This is a genomic window from Flavobacterium sp. Leaf359 (assembly GCF_001423985.1).
Lineage (GTDB): Bacteria > Bacteroidota > Bacteroidia > Flavobacteriales > Flavobacteriaceae > Flavobacterium > Flavobacterium lindanitolerans.
In genome coordinates this window covers 339695-354000 of sequence record NZ_LMPW01000010.1, presented here as the reverse complement: position 1 = coordinate 354000, position 14306 = coordinate 339695, and the positions used below count along the sequence as shown (strand labels likewise).

Here is a 14306-nt window from a genome sequence, read left to right as displayed (position 1 = left end):
GATTTCCTGTCCGGGCTAATTACCCTACATTATAGCCTTTGGCCAAAATAGATTGCCATTCCGGATGCCTTTTCAGATAGGCCGCAACAAACGGGCAAAGTGGCGCTAAAGTATATCCGTTATCCTTAACGAAATTCAGGGCTTTCTCAACCATGCTTCCTCCTACGCCTTTACCTTCCAAAGCTTTTGGCACTTCGGTATGTGTAAGATACATGATGTTGTCTTTGTTGATGATGTATTCAATAAAGGCTATATGATTTTCAACTTCCATTTCGAATCTTCTCTTGTCCTGATTTTGAACCAATGGAATGTCAGCATATTTATCGCTCATAGCAAAAAAAATTTAAAGTTAGGGAATGAGGAAAGGTACAGAAAAAATGGACACCAGTCAAAATAAGGTTTTTTTAATATCTTTAACACAAATTAACAAACAACCTTAAAAAATTATATGAAAGACCAACAAGAAGACAATCATTTAAAGCGGGAATTAGGATTATTGGATGGAACGATGCTCGTTGTGGGTTCCATGATTGGTTCCGGAATTTTTATTGTGAGTGCCGATATTGCCAGACAGGTCGGTTCTGCCGGATGGCTGACGCTAATCTGGGTCATTTCCGGATTGATAACCGTTATTGCCGCAGTGAGTTATGGAGAGCTCAGTTCGATGTTCCCGAAAGCAGGCGGACAATATGTTTATCTTAAGGAAGCTTACAATAAACTGATTGCTTTTTTATATGGTTGGAGCTTTTTTGCCGTTATACAAACCGGCACGATTGCAGCGGTTGGTGTTGCCTTTTCAAAATTCGCGGCTTATTTGTATGAGCCTTTGAGCGATGAAAATATTTTATTTACAATTGGTTCTTTTAAATTAAATGCGGCACAGATTGTTTCTATCATTACTATTATACTGCTGACTTATATCAACAGCCGTGGTGTTAAAAACAGCAAAACGCTTCAGACTGTTTTGACTATCATTAAAATACTTTCACTTTTGGGTCTTGTGGTTTTTGGATTGTTTATGGCTGCAAAAGCAGATATCTGGAATGCCAATTGGGCAGATGCCTGGAATACAAAATCCTATAATGCCGATACCAAATCATGGTTGCCTATTAGCGGTACGGCATTGATAACCGGAATTTCAGCCGCTATGGTGGGTTCGTTATTTTCCAGCGATGCCTGGAATGGCGTGACTTTTATTGCGGGAGAAATGAAAAATCCAAAACGCAATGTGGGTTTGAGTTTGTTTTTGGGGACTTTTATCGTGACCGTTCTTTATATCCTTGCTAACCTGATGTATCTGGCTGTTGTGCCATTTGAAGAAATTGCTCTTGCCAAATCCGACCGGGTGGCTGTAGTGGCATCCAACTATATTTTCGGTAATATTGGTACTTTGATTATTGCCATTATGATTATGATTTCCACTTTTGCATGCAACAATGGGCTGATTATGGCCGGAGCAAGAGTGTATTACACAATGGCAAAAGACGGATTGTTTTTCAAAAAAGCTGCCGCACTGAATACAGCCAGTGTTCCTGCCTGGGCTTTATGGGCGCAATGCATCTGGACTTCGGTTTTATGCCTTACCGGAAAATACGGAGCCTTGCTTGACTACGTGATGATTATCGTTATTATTTTCTACATACTGACAATTTACGGCATATTTATACTTCGAAAAAAAATGCCTGATGCTGAACGCCCTTATAAAGCTTTTGGCTATCCTGTACTACCAATACTTTATATCATTACTGCTTCTGCCTTGTGTATTTCGCTTTTGATTACAAGGCTTGAAACGTGTGGCTGGGGTGTTGCCATTATGCTGGCAGGAATTCCTGTTTATTATTTTACAAAGCCCAAATCTGAGGAGAGTCAATCCTAATAAACAAGTTTTTTAATATTTTCTGTAATGGTCTTTCTGTCTGTTTCCAATTTTGCCAATTTGAAAGCAGTATTAAAATGTGCCAACGCTGTTTGGTTGTCAAAATCAGTATACAGATGTCCTAACAGTGAAAAGTAAAAATGGTTATCTTTTAAATTTAGCTTTTCTGCTTCCTGAATTGCCTTTTCTTTACCATGAACTTTAGCTAATGCAAAAGTACGGTTGAGTGCTGCAATTGGTGAATACTCTAATATGAGCAGGCTGTTGTAAAGTTGAAGAATATTGTCCCACTTTTCGTCGGTGTCTTCTTTCTGCGTATGCCAATAGGCAATTCCGGCTTCAAGATGGTACCTCGTTATTGTGTCTCCTGTTGACGCCTGGTTTAAGAAATAGGTTCCCTGGATAATTAATTCCTGGTTCCATTTTGTTTCGTCCTGGTCGTCATATAAGACGATTTCGCCCTTTTCATTGGTTCTGGCATCAAATCGTGACGAATGGAAGCTCATTAGGGAAAATAGCGCATTTACGGATGGCTTATTGGTCGCTTTGTTCTCCATTAGCAGATGCACCAGCCGCATGGCTTCGGCACAAAGATCTTTTCGCAAGATGGTATTTTGTGAAGAAGAATAATATCCTTCCGAAAACAACAGGTATAAGGTTGTGAGAACCGGTTCCAGCCTGTTATTGATTTCTACTATCGTAGGCTGTTGTATTTTTATGTTTTCTGCTTTCAGCTTTTCCTTGGCACGGTTGATTCTTTTGTAAATGACTTCTTTGTTCGTCAAAAAAGCATCAGCAATTTCCTGAATTCCAAAACCACAAAGCAGATTCAAAGCCAAAGCCACCTGCGATTCTGTCGAAATACACGGGTCACAGACCGTGAAAATCATGGCTAACTGGCTATCTGCAATATTTTTGGCAGATAAGTCTATTACTATTTCTTCCGATTTCTGGGCAGCATATTTAAACTCGGGAGATAATTTCTGCTCAAAAAAGACATCGCGTTTAAGATGGTTTTTGGTTTTATTTTTGGCGACAGTATACAGCCATGCCGTTGGATTATCCGGTATGCCTTTTAAACTCCATGTTTCTGTAGCAGCAAGAAATGTATCGCTAACAATATCTTCTGCAATTTCTATGTGTTTAATGCCAAACAGGTAACAGAGTACCGAAACCAGTTTCCGATACTCTGTCCTGAATAAATTGTGCAACAGTTGGCTGTCTTCCATCTTTTAAACTACTCAGTTGGAACAGCCATTCTCACTTCAACACTGGCACCCCATTTTAAAATAGGACATCCTTTGGCAATTTCAACGGCTTCCTCATAATTCTCTGCCCTGATTAAGAACAAACCTCCTACCGATTCTTTTATCTCGGCATAAGGTCCGTTTGTCACGACATTATCCTCTTTTACAACCCTACCGTCTGAATCCCATCTTTTGGGTGGCGCAACTAATTTGTTTTGGGCCGCTATACCGCCAATCCAATCCTGGAATGGTTTGATTGCTGCCTGCATTTGTTCCGGTGATGGTGTTGCATCCTTACTGATCATATCTCTGCGGATTATTAATACGAACTCGTTCATGTTATACTGTTTTTTGAAATTATTAAATGTAGTGAAAGTTTCCAATTTAAAAATCAGCCAAACTGGCCAACTTTGTAGGTTCCGATTGCATGAGGAAAAGCAATGTTGATTCGGTTCCAAGTATTGATGGTCGTAATTGCCAAAGTCAGATCAATTAATTCCTGTTCTGAAAATTGTAATGCTGTTTCTGCATAGACCGCATCTGTCACTTCACATTTAGTCAGTGCCTCTGCCCATGCAAATGCAGCTCTTTCTCTTTGGGTGTAGTAAGGTGCTTCTCTCCAGGCACTCAAACCATACAAACGCTGTTCTGTTTCGCCTTTGGCACGGGCATCTTTTGAATGCATATCCAGGCAATAGGCGCAACCGTTAATTTGAGATACACGAAAATAAACCAATTCTAAAAGTGCCAATTCTACTGGTGATTTTTTCAGGTAGGCACCAATCCCGAAAAGTGTTTTCATGGCTTCCTGTCCTTTTACATGAATGTTGATTCTTTGTTCCATTTTATTTGAAGTTTTAATTGTTATATACTGTAATGACAATCGGGATTTTGAAATTGGACAAAAAACCTATTTTTTTTTCAAAAAAAAATCCGTTTCAATTTCTTGAAACGGATTTTTTTATTTTTTTTATAATTTATGAATGGTGAAGTTCTTCTTCGCCTTCTTTCATTGGCACTGTTTGCGGAACGAAATCATCATCAAAGCCAGGCTTGCTGTAATCGTATGGCCATCTGTGAACTTCTGGAAGTTCTCCAGGCCAGTTTCCGTGGATGTGTTCTACCGGAGCTGTCCATTCCAAAGTATTGGATCTCCATGGGTTTTGAACTGCTTTCTTTCCGTAGAAGATACTTACGAAGAAGTTCCAAAGGAATACCAACTGGAAAGCTCCTCCAACTAAAGCAAATACAGTAATCAATACGTTTACATTTTGCAAGTCATCAAATAACGGGAAAGCTGTGTTTGTATAGTAACGTCTTGGAAGACCTGCCATACCAATAAAGTGCATTGGGAAGAATACTCCGTAAGCACAGATAGCAGTTACCCAGAAGTGAATATAACCTAGGTTTTTGTTTAGCATTCTACCGAACATTCTTGGGAACCAGTGGTAGATTCCGGCAAACATTCCGTAAAGTGCAGAGATACCCATTACCAAGTGGAAGTGTGCTACCACGAAATACGTATCGTGAACGTTGATATCCAAAGTACTATCTCCAAGGATGATACCTGTCAAACCACCAGTAATGAACGTAGAAACCAATCCGATTGAGAAAAGCATCGCAGGGTTCATCTGCAGATTACCTTTCCACAAGGTCGTGATGTAGTTAAATGCTTTTACAGCAGAAGGAATTGCAATCAACAATGTCGTGAAGGTAAACACCGATCCAAGGAACGGGTTCATACCCGAGATGAACATGTGGTGACCCCAAACGATAGTTGAAAGGAATGCAATCGCTAATATAGAAGCAATCATCGCTCTGTAACCAAAGATTGGCTTACGAGAGTTTGTTGCAATAATTTCAGATGTAATACCAAGAGCCGGTAATAATACGATATATACTTCTGGGTGTCCTAAGAACCAGAATAAGTGCTCGAACAATACCGGAGAACCTCCCTGGTAGTGCAGTACTTCTCCAGCGATATAGATATCAGAAAGGAAGAATGAAGTACCAAAGCTTCTATCGAAAATCAATAATAATGCAGCTGATAAAAGAACCGGGAAAGATACGATACCAATGATAGCAGTAATAAAGAAAGCCCAGATTGTAAGTGGCAATCTTGTCATTGACATCCCTTTAGTTCTTAAGTTGATCACAGTTACTACATAGTTCAACGATCCCATCAAAGAAGAAGCGATGAAAATAGCCATAGATACCAACCATAATGTCATACCTGTACCTGAACCTGGAATTGCCTGAGGCAATGCAGAAAGAGGAGGATAAATTGTCCAACCTGCAGATGCTGGTCCTGATTCAACGAAAAGTGAAATCACCATAATCAAACTTGAAAGGAAGAACAACCAGTATGAAATCATGTTCATAAATCCGGAAGCCATATCACGCGCACCAATCTGCAATGGAATCAAGAGGTTACTAAACGTACCGCTCAATCCGGCAGTCAAAACGAAGAATACCATGATTGTTCCGTGAATTGTAACCAAAGCAAGGTAAGCATCGTTTCGCATTACTCCTCCCGGAGCGAATTTCTCTCCAAGGAAAAATTTGAACACGCCAAAAGATTCTTCTGGCCAGGCCAATTGCATTCTGAAAAGCATTGACATTCCCACACCAATAATACCCATGATGATACCAGTAATCAAATACTGCTTGGCAATCATCTTGTGATCGATACTAAAGATATACTTCGTAATGAAGGTATCTTTATGGTGGTGTTCGTGTTCGTGATCGTGTCCGTGATCGATATCGTGACCTACTGCTGACATATATTATAATTTAAATTTTATTTAAAAGATATACTAATTATTAATTGGCTGCTACAACTTTAGTTGTATCTGCTACTGGAGCTTTTGTCGTATCTGCCGGTGCTGCTGCACCTTCTTCTGCTTTAGGCTCTTTTTCAGCTTTAACTGCAGAAACCAATGTTGGCTTGTCGCTTAACCATTTTTTGAAATCAGCTTCACTTTCTACAACAATCTTCATTTGCATGTTGTAGTGAGAAGGTCCGCAAATTTTGTTACATAGCAATAGGAAATCAAAATTGTAAGGATCTAATCCCTGCTCCCCTTTTTTCACTAATTCAACGCTCTTCTTAGCTCTTAGCTCGTTGATGTGTGCTACTTTTTCAACAATATCCGGATGCTGACGCATTTCAGCCGTAGTCTTAGTAGGAACAAATGCAAACTGAGTAACCATACCAGGAACACAGTTCATCTGAGCTCTAAAGTGTGGCATGTAAGCAGAGTGCAATACGTCCTGAGAACGCATCTTGAACAATACTTTTTTACCTTTTGGCAAGTGTAACTCTGTTACTACTTTGTCATCCTGAGCATTAGGGTCAGACACATCAACACCTAAAGTGTTAACTCCCTCAATATATCTTACGTTTGCTTTTCCAAGCACGTTGTCTTCACCTGCATATCTGGCTTCCCATGAGAATTGTTTTGCATATAGTTCAACTACGATAACATCTTCATCTTCGTCAACAAACATAATGTTTGTCCATGCATACAATCCGTATAAGATTAAACCAGCCAATACGATTACCGGAATAATAGTCCATATGAACTCTAGTTTATCATTATCTGCAAAGTATAATGCCTTTTTTCCCTGCTTACCTCTGTATTTGAATGCGAAGTAGTGCAAAAGAGCCTGAGTAATGAATTGAACAGTGAAAATCAAAATCATCGAAATCCACATCAGGTTATCTACATCCTGCCCGTGTTCAGAAGCAGAGTTGCTCATTAATGGGAAGTGACCAAATTTAATTATGCAATAAATTGTCGTAACATATATGAAACCCAGAAAGGCAAACATCATATATCCATTAATATTATTGTCTCTGTCATTGGCAACTTGTGAGTTATCACTTAGACCGCCAATTTGAGTCAAATCGAAAATTTTAGTTAATTGCCAAATCGCAACAGCTAATAAAACTAAAACTATAATTACCAACAAACTTGTCATCTGTTTTTTTCTTTAAATATTAATAATGAAAATGTTTACTTTCCTCAATAAATGGATTTCTCTTAGCCAATAGAGGAGATTTAGATAGCGCTGTAAAGACTACGAAGATAAATAACCCAAGGAAGAAGAATATCGCTCCAATTTCACCTGCACCAATGAACCAACGGTCACCTACAGTAGCCGGCATAATCATATTATAAAAATCAATGTAGTGACCTGCCAGGATAACAACTCCAGCCATAACAACAATCCAGGTCAAACGTTTGAAGTCTGTATTAATCAAAATCAATACCGGGAAAAGGAAGTTCATGGCAACCATTCCAAAGAAAGGCAGGTTGTATTGCTCAATTCTTGTAATGAAGTAAGTTACTTCTTCAGGAATATTCGCATACCAGATCAACATAAATTGTGAGAACCATAAGTAAGTCCAGAATACACTGATACCAAACATGAATTTAGCTAAATCGTGGATATGGCTTGTGTTTACATATTCCAAGTATCCTCTTGATTTCAGGTACAATGTAACCATAGCGATTACTGTAATACCGCTTACGAAGAAACTTGCGAAAACGTACCATCCGAACAATGTACTGAACCAGTGAGGGTCAACAGACATAATCCAGTCCCAGGACATGATAGATTCTGTTACGATAAAGAATACCAGGAATCCTGCTGATATTTTGAAGTTCTTTTTGTAGAAAGCGTTGTCGCTTGCCTGATCCTGAGCCAAACAGTTCTTTCTTGAGAAATATCTGTATAGGTTCCATCCGATGATGAAAACTGCTGCTCTGATTAACCAGAAATATTCGTTCAGGTAGCCTGATTTGTTTGCAATCAGTTTGTCATATTTAGGATTTGCAGGATCTAATAAATCTGCATCCATCCATACAAACAAATGGTGTACGTGGAAAGCTCCAAGTGCCAAAAGAACAAATACAATAATAGAACCCCAAGGCAAATAAGCCGTGATTCCCTGCATTACTCTAAATAAAACCGGAGACCATCCTGCCTGAGCTACTTGTTGGATTGCGTAGAATGCTAATGCACCTAATGAAATCAACATGAAAAACAATGCTGCTACATAAACTGCTGCCCAAGGCTTGTTTTTTAATTGGTGGAAAACGTGCTCTACGTGTTTTGCGTGTTCTGCTGCATGAGCATCATCATGACCGCCTTCTGCTTTGTCATGATCGTGAGCCGCAACAGCAGCATGATCATCATGGTGTTCTTCTGTTGCTGCAACTGCGTGAGCTGTATCTTTAGTAACTGAAATTGTATCTACATGAACTGAATCTGCCATTGAAGCTTCAGGTTTAGCTTCTGCGGCTGCTACTGTCTCATGAGCTTCTGTAGCAGTTCCATGAGCTTCGTGCTTGTCATGGCCAGCCACTGCTTCATGATGTCCACCATGTCCGCCGTGCTCTTCTGCTTCTTTCTTAAGGATTTCCTCTACTTCAGCTGTATTTTTTGGTGCAGTTAAAAAACTATATCCTACCCCAAGGATACCTACAACCATAAGGATAATAGAAAAGGTTTTTAATTTGCTTGAAAATGTGTACATATCTATTAAGATCAGTTTGTTCTACAATTATAATTCACTTTTTAGTTTCATCACATAAGCTGCAACCATCCAACGCTCTTCAACAGATAATTGATTCGCATGAGAACCCATTGCATTCAATCCGTAAGTCTCTACGTGAAAAACACTTCCTTCAGTGATAACTCTATCAGCATAGCTAGGAACACCTAAGAATTTCTCTCTTTTAACCAGGTTACCTTTTCCGTCTCCTTTTTCTCCGTGGCAGATTGCACAATAGATTCCGAATAGCTTCGCTCCTTTGTCAGAATTTCTTGCAATTGAATCTAATGGAGATTTCAAATTAGCTTTTGCCAATTCATAACCGGCTGTTGAATTTTCATATTCATAAGGCTGGAAACCTCTTGGAATTGAACCTTTTGCAGGCAATTGCCCTTCTTTTCCATCTTTAAAAGCACCAGACTCAGAATAGGTTTCATAACCTACTGATTCATACATATTAGGAAAGTATTGATAATTTGGCTTTCTCTTGTTGTGACAAGAAACTGCTGTTATCGCGATTCCTACTAAAAGTGTTATTTTATATAAACTTTTCATATCTACTCTTAATGCTTTTCTATTACTTTAACTTCTACTGCTCCAGTATTTTGAAAGAATGCAACTAATTCATTCTCGTCTCCATGAACTGCAACTTCCATCAAAAAGTGATCGTCTGTAGTTCTTACATCCGGGTTTTCTGCTTTTTTGAATGGCCACAATCTACTTCTCATGTAGAATGTGATTACCATTAAGTGGGCAGCAAAGAAAACAGTCATCTCGAACATAACCGGAACGAAAGCCGGCATGTTTTCGATATAGCTGAAACTTGGCTTTCCACCGATATCCTGAGGCCAGTCAGAAATCATGATGTAGTTCATCATTGTTGTTGCCACAGAAAGACCTACTAATCCGTATAAGAAAGCACAGATTGCTAATCGGGTTGGAGATATTCCCATTGCTTTGTCCAATCCGTGAACTGGAAAAGGCGTGAAAACTTCTTCAATATGGTGATGAGCTGCACGTGTTTTCTTAACGGCATCCATAAGCACGTCATCATCATTATAAATAGCGTATATAACTTTATTACTCATGGTGTGAATGTTTATTTTCTTCTCTTTGTTTTTTATAGTTTTCTCCAGAAGATTTCAAGATTGTCTTAACCTCTGCTTGAGCAATCACAGGGAAAGATCTAGCATATAACAAGAATAATACAAAGAAGAAACCGATTGTTCCGACAAATATTCCAATATCAACGAATGTTGGTGAGAACATTGTCCAGGAAGATGGAAGGTAATCTCTGTGCAATGAAGTTACGATAATTACGAAACGCTCAAACCACATACCGATGTTTACCACAATCGAGATAACGAAAGAGAACATGATACTTGTTCTTAATTTTTTGAACCACATGAACTGAGGAGAGAATACGTTACATGTCATCATCGCCCAGTAAGCCCAAGCGTAAGGACCTGTAGCTCTGTTCAGGAATGCATATTGTTCGTATTCAACACCTGAATACCATGCAACGAACAACTCAGTGATATAAGCCACACCTACGATAGAACCTGTAATCATGATTACAATGTTCATCAATTCGATATGTTGTAGTGTGATATAAGCTTCAAGGTTAGAAACTTTTCTCATGATGATAAGCAGGGTGTTTACCATTGCGAATCCTGAGAATACCGCTCCGGCAACGAAGTACGGAGGGAAGATTGTAGTATGCCATCCTGGAATTACGGATGTTGCGAAGTCAAAAGATACGATTGTGTGTACAGAAAGTACAAGTGGCGTTGCCAAACCTGCAAGAACCAAAGAAACTTCTTCGAAACGTTGCCAGTCTTTTGCTCTACCGCTCCAACCGAAGCTCAAGATTGAATAAATTCTTTTTGTGAAAGGAGTGATTGCTCTGTCTCTAAGCATTGCGAAATCCGGAAGTAAACCTGTCCACCAGAAAACCAATGATACAGAAAGATACGTAGAAATCGCGAATACGTCCCAAAGCAACGGTGAGTTAAAGTTAACCCAAAGTGACCCGAACTGGTTTGGAATTGGCAATACCCAGTATCCTAACCATGGACGACCCATGTGGATGATTGGGAAAAGACCCGCCTGAACAACCGAGAAGATGGTCATTGCTTCTGCAGAACGGTTAATCGCCATTCTCCATTTTTGACGGAATAATAAAAGTACTGCGGAAATCAGCGTTCCAGCGTGACCGATACCAACCCACCAAACGAAGTTAGTGATATCCCAAGCCCATCCAATTGTTTTATTTAATCCCCATGAACCGATACCAGTAGAGATAGTATATATGATACAGCCTAATCCCCAAAGGAATGCGACTAGGGAGATTGAAAATACAATCCACCATTGTTTGTTGGCTTTCCCTTCAACAGGTGCAGCTACATCTACTGTTACATCGTGATAAGATTTATCACCTATAACTAAAGGTTTTCTAATGGGTGCTTCGTAATGAGACGACATAATCCTTTATCTTGTTTCTTAATTAATTATTTATGACTAGGTATTTCTAACTTTTACGTGATAGAATACATTAGGTTTTGTTCCAACATGTTCTAGCAAATGATACATTCTTGGGTCTTGCTCTAATTTAGCAACAGGACTTTCTTTCTCATTTACATCTCCAAACACCATCGAACCTGAAGTACATGCTGCAGAACAAGCACAAGCATCATTGAATTCACCTTCTTTAACCGGTCTTCCTTCTCTCTTCGCTTTCAAGATGACAGCTTGAGTTGACTGGATACAGAATGAACATTTTTCCATAACCCCTCTTGAACGAACAACTACATCCGGGTTCAACACCATACGACCTAAATCGTCATTCATGTGGAAATCAAATTCAGAGTTTTTGTTGTACAAGAACCAGTTGAAACGACGTACTTTGTACGGACAGTTGTTAGCACAGTAACGGGTTCCAACACATCTGTTGTAAGCCATGTGGTTTTGTCCCTGACGACCGTGTGATGTTGCAGCAACCGGACAAACAGTCTCACAAGGAGCATGGTTACAGTGCTGACACATTACCGGCTGGAATGCTACCTGAGGGTTATCTGAAGGGTGTTCCATTTCTCCAAATCCTCCAAGAGAACCTTTATCTCCGAACAATCCTTCGAATCCTTCTTTTTTCTCGTTGTCTTTTGCGAAAGTCTCTTCAGAAGAATAGTATCTGTCAATACGCAACCAGTGCATATCACGGCTTCTTCTAACTTCAGCTTTTCCTACAACAGGAACGTTATTTTCAGCATGACAAGCAATGACGCAAGCACCACAACCTGTACATGAATTTAAGTCAATAGATAATTTAAAGTGGTGTCCGATTGTTCTGTCAAACGAATCCCATAAGTCAACTGTATTTGCCTTAACAGGATTGTGGTCTAACGAAACCATTGGAGCCGGGTTCCATACGCTGGCATCCACTTTAGGGTCATTGAATACGCTAAGAGTCGTTTCTTTAAGAATATCTCCTCTTCCCATCAATGTTCTTTGCAACTGAACGCATGCAAATTCGTGATCACCGCTAACTTTAGCAACTTTCGCGCCTTGATTTGCATTTGAGCCTGCATATAATGTGTAGGCATTAACACCTACCTGCATTTCTTCTTTTAATGATTCTTTACGGCCATAACCTAAAGCAACACCAATTGTTCCTACTGCCTGACCTGGCTGGATGATAACAGGAACTTTTTCCAGTTTCGCTCCACCAACTTCAATAGAAACATAACTTCCGTTCAAACCTCCGTTTGCCACGTTGTAGTTTTCTACTCCTAATTTTTCAGCATCAGCTCTTGAAACTGTTACGTAGTTATCCCATGAAACACGTGTAATCGGATCCGGGAATTCCTGCAACCATGGGTTGTTAGCCTGCTGGCCGTCTCCCATTCCTGTTTTAGTATAAAGAACCAATTCAAATTCACCTAATTTTTTAGCCTGAGCCAAATCAGAAGCTGCTTTAGCGTAATCTGCATTACCACCAGAAACGGCAGTTACAGGCGTAGCATAAACACCATCGTGAACCAGTTTGTTCCAGGTTGTTCCTGAAGCAATTGAAGAACCGACAACTTTTAGGTAATCGTAATAAGAAGTTGAATTATCAGACCAAAGCAAAATAGCTTCCTGGAATTGTCTTGAATCGAATAATGGACGAATCGTTGGCTGCATGATGCTGTAATTTCCTTTAGAAATTGTAACATCTCCCCAAGATTCCAGGTAGTGAGGAGCCGGAGCGGCAATTGTAGAAAGAACAGCAGTTTCGTCTTCTTTCAAAGAGAAGGCTACTGATAATTTTACTTTCTTCAAGCCTTCAGCAAAATCTTTTGAAGCTGCAAGTGTGTAAACCGGGTTTACACCATTCATAATCAATGTATGAACATTACCTGCTTTCATATCAGCTACTAATTGAGCAACTGCTTTAGCATCACCTTTTCTGGTCAATCTTGCACCGGAAGGATTGAATGCTTCCGATTTTAATGCATTGTTGATAGCAAACACAAGCAATTGTGCATTTAAATCATCCAAACCAGAAACCAAAACTCCTTTTGATCCTGCCGATTTAAGCTGCTGCGCCGCTTTTATCACTTCTTCTTCTCTTGCAATTTTTTGAGTTCCAACAGAAGCACCTGTGATGATATTATAAATTTTAACCAAAGCATGTTTTTGGTCTGTAATTGTCAATGGTATACGCTTATCAGCATTTGCTCCTGATAAAGACATATTTGACTCTAACTGGATGTGCTTAGACATTTTTCCGTTTTTCGGAACACGTCCTTTTGCATATCCTGAGTCAAATCCTCCACCTTGCCAGTCTCCCAAGAAATCAGCACCAACAGAAACGATTACTTCTGATTTAGAGAAATCATAATCTGCCAAAGCTCTTTCTCCATATGCCATTTGGAAAGCATCCAAAGCATTGGATTCAGAAACCGCATCATAAACTACATGTTTTGCAGAAGGATTCTTTGCAATGAATTCAGCAATCAGCTTATCAGTAGATGGACTCGCCATTGTTCCTGTAAGCAATACTACCTGACCTCCATTTGCTTTTGCATCGTTTAAGCTAGCTTTAACTTTTGCATCAACATCAGACCATGAAGCGGCCTTTTTTGCAATTTTAGGCTGTTTTAGACGAGTACTGTCGTATAAAGAAAGAACGGAAGCATGAACTCTTGCATTAGCACTAAGTTTTACTCCGTCAACAATATTGTTTTCAACTTTAATTGGACGACCTTCACGGGTTTTGATCAAGATGTTAGCAAAATCAAATCCGTCAGCCATAGTTGTTGCATAATAATCTGCAACACCAGGAATAATTTCTTCCGGCTGTACTACGTAAGGAATCGACTTAATTACCGGACCTTCGCAAGCCGCCAAAGATGCTGCTGCTGTACTAAATCCTACATATTTTAAGAAATCACGACGTGATGTTGATGTTGCTGATAATGATTCTTTGTCTCCTAAAAACTCTTCCACAGGAATTGGTTCTGCGAATTCGTTATTTCTGAGCGTCTCAACAATAGAACTATTATCGTTTAGTTCTTCAACACTTTTCCAGTATTTTTTGTTTGATGACATCGTATATATATATTAGCTTCTTAATAAT

12 protein-coding genes are annotated in these 14306 nt (G+C 39.4%); 1 reads left to right on the top strand and 11 read right to left on the bottom strand.

Annotation, left to right across the window (positions count from 1 at the left end; translation table 11 throughout):
- Positions 1–19: 19 nt before the first annotated feature.
- Positions 20–331: a GNAT family N-acetyltransferase gene (locus ASG38_RS05840; protein ID WP_056068070.1), complete on the bottom strand. Its 312-nt coding sequence runs from the start codon at positions 329–331 to the stop codon at positions 20–22.
- Positions 332–448: 117 nt separating this feature from the next.
- Here ASG38_RS05840 and ASG38_RS05835 point away from each other — a divergent pair, with 117 nt between their 5' ends.
- Positions 449–1876 (top strand): APC family permease, encoded by a 1428-nt coding sequence (locus ASG38_RS05835; RefSeq protein ID WP_056068068.1) that lies wholly within the window; start codon positions 449–451, stop codon positions 1874–1876.
- On the opposite strand, the gene ASG38_RS05830 is transcribed toward ASG38_RS05835, so the two are convergent.
- The 10 genes from ASG38_RS05830 to ASG38_RS05785 form a co-directional block, all read right to left on the bottom strand.
- The gene (locus ASG38_RS05830; RefSeq protein WP_056068065.1) at positions 1873–3105 is read right to left on the bottom strand and encodes an RNA polymerase sigma factor; all 1233 of its coding nucleotides are present in this window, start codon (positions 3103–3105) and stop codon (positions 1873–1875) included. The genes ASG38_RS05835 and ASG38_RS05830 overlap by 4 nt on opposite strands.
- Positions 3106–3113: 8 nt before the next feature.
- On the bottom strand, positions 3114–3461 hold the full coding sequence (locus ASG38_RS05825) for a YciI family protein (RefSeq protein ID WP_056068462.1): 348 nt from the start codon (positions 3459–3461) through the stop codon (positions 3114–3116).
- 53 nt (positions 3462–3514) lie between these two features.
- On the bottom strand, positions 3515–3967 hold the full coding sequence (locus tag ASG38_RS05820) for a carboxymuconolactone decarboxylase family protein (RefSeq protein WP_056068460.1): 453 nt from the start codon (positions 3965–3967) through the stop codon (positions 3515–3517).
- 133 nt (positions 3968–4100) lie between these two features.
- A complete protein-coding gene (locus tag ASG38_RS05815; protein WP_056068063.1) occupies positions 4101–5906 on the bottom strand; it encodes a cbb3-type cytochrome c oxidase subunit I in 1806 nt (601 codons plus the stop codon).
- 40 nt (positions 5907–5946) lie between these two features.
- Entirely contained in the window at positions 5947–7107 is a 1161-nt protein-coding gene (locus tag ASG38_RS05810) for a cytochrome c oxidase subunit II (RefSeq protein ID WP_056068062.1), read from the bottom strand.
- A gap of 19 nt (positions 7108–7126) precedes the next feature.
- Positions 7127–8668 (bottom strand): hypothetical protein, encoded by a 1542-nt coding sequence (locus ASG38_RS05805; protein WP_056068059.1) that lies wholly within the window; start codon positions 8666–8668, stop codon positions 7127–7129.
- 27 nt (positions 8669–8695) lie between these two features.
- Positions 8696–9241 carry a cytochrome c gene (locus tag ASG38_RS05800; RefSeq protein ID WP_056068057.1) on the bottom strand — a complete coding sequence of 182 codons (546 nt, stop codon included), beginning with the start codon at positions 9239–9241 and terminating at the stop codon, positions 8696–8698.
- An 8-nt stretch (positions 9242–9249) separates the two neighbouring features.
- Positions 9250–9774, bottom strand: coding sequence for a DUF3341 domain-containing protein (locus tag ASG38_RS05795; protein ID WP_056068054.1), 525 nt, complete (start codon positions 9772–9774; stop codon positions 9250–9252).
- Positions 9767–11170, bottom strand: a complete 1404-nt coding sequence (gene nrfD, locus ASG38_RS05790; RefSeq protein WP_056068052.1) for an NrfD/PsrC family molybdoenzyme membrane anchor subunit — start codon at positions 11168–11170, stop codon at positions 9767–9769. The genes ASG38_RS05795 and nrfD overlap by 8 nt, the downstream gene beginning before the upstream one ends.
- A 36-nt stretch (positions 11171–11206) precedes the next feature.
- Positions 11207–14278: a TAT-variant-translocated molybdopterin oxidoreductase gene (locus ASG38_RS05785; protein ID WP_056068050.1), complete on the bottom strand. Its 3072-nt coding sequence runs from the start codon at positions 14276–14278 to the stop codon at positions 11207–11209.
- Positions 14279–14306: the final 28 nt, after the last annotated feature.

Bases quoted from the DNA above. Each gene is read 5' to 3' on its own strand.
- ASG38_RS05830 (WP_056068065.1), bottom strand. From the start codon at position 3,105: ATGGAAGACAGCCAACTGTTGCACAATTTATTCAGGACAGAGTATCGG.
- ASG38_RS05840 (WP_056068070.1), bottom strand. From the start codon at position 331: ATGAGCGATAAATATGCTGACATTCCATTGGTTCAAAATCAGGACAAG.
- ASG38_RS05800 (WP_056068057.1), bottom strand. From the start codon at position 9,241: ATGAAAAGTTTATATAAAATAACACTTTTAGTAGGAATCGCGATAACA.
- ASG38_RS05820 (WP_056068460.1), bottom strand. From the start codon at position 3,967: ATGGAACAAAGAATCAACATTCATGTAAAAGGACAGGAAGCCATGAAA.
- ASG38_RS05815 (WP_056068063.1), bottom strand. From the start codon at position 5,906: ATGTCAGCAGTAGGTCACGATATCGATCACGGACACGATCACGAACAC.
- ASG38_RS05835 (WP_056068068.1), top strand. From the start codon at position 449: ATGAAAGACCAACAAGAAGACAATCATTTAAAGCGGGAATTAGGATTA.
- nrfD (WP_056068052.1), bottom strand. From the start codon at position 11,170: ATGTCGTCTCATTACGAAGCACCCATTAGAAAACCTTTAGTTATAGGT.
- ASG38_RS05810 (WP_056068062.1), bottom strand. From the start codon at position 7,107: ATGACAAGTTTGTTGGTAATTATAGTTTTAGTTTTATTAGCTGTTGCG.
- ASG38_RS05785 (WP_056068050.1), bottom strand. From the start codon at position 14,278: ATGTCATCAAACAAAAAATACTGGAAAAGTGTTGAAGAACTAAACGAT.
- ASG38_RS05825 (WP_056068462.1), bottom strand. From the start codon at position 3,461: ATGAACGAGTTCGTATTAATAATCCGCAGAGATATGATCAGTAAGGAT.
- ASG38_RS05805 (WP_056068059.1), bottom strand. From the start codon at position 8,668: ATGTACACATTTTCAAGCAAATTAAAAACCTTTTCTATTATCCTTATG.
- ASG38_RS05795 (WP_056068054.1), bottom strand. From the start codon at position 9,774: ATGAGTAATAAAGTTATATACGCTATTTATAATGATGATGACGTGCTT.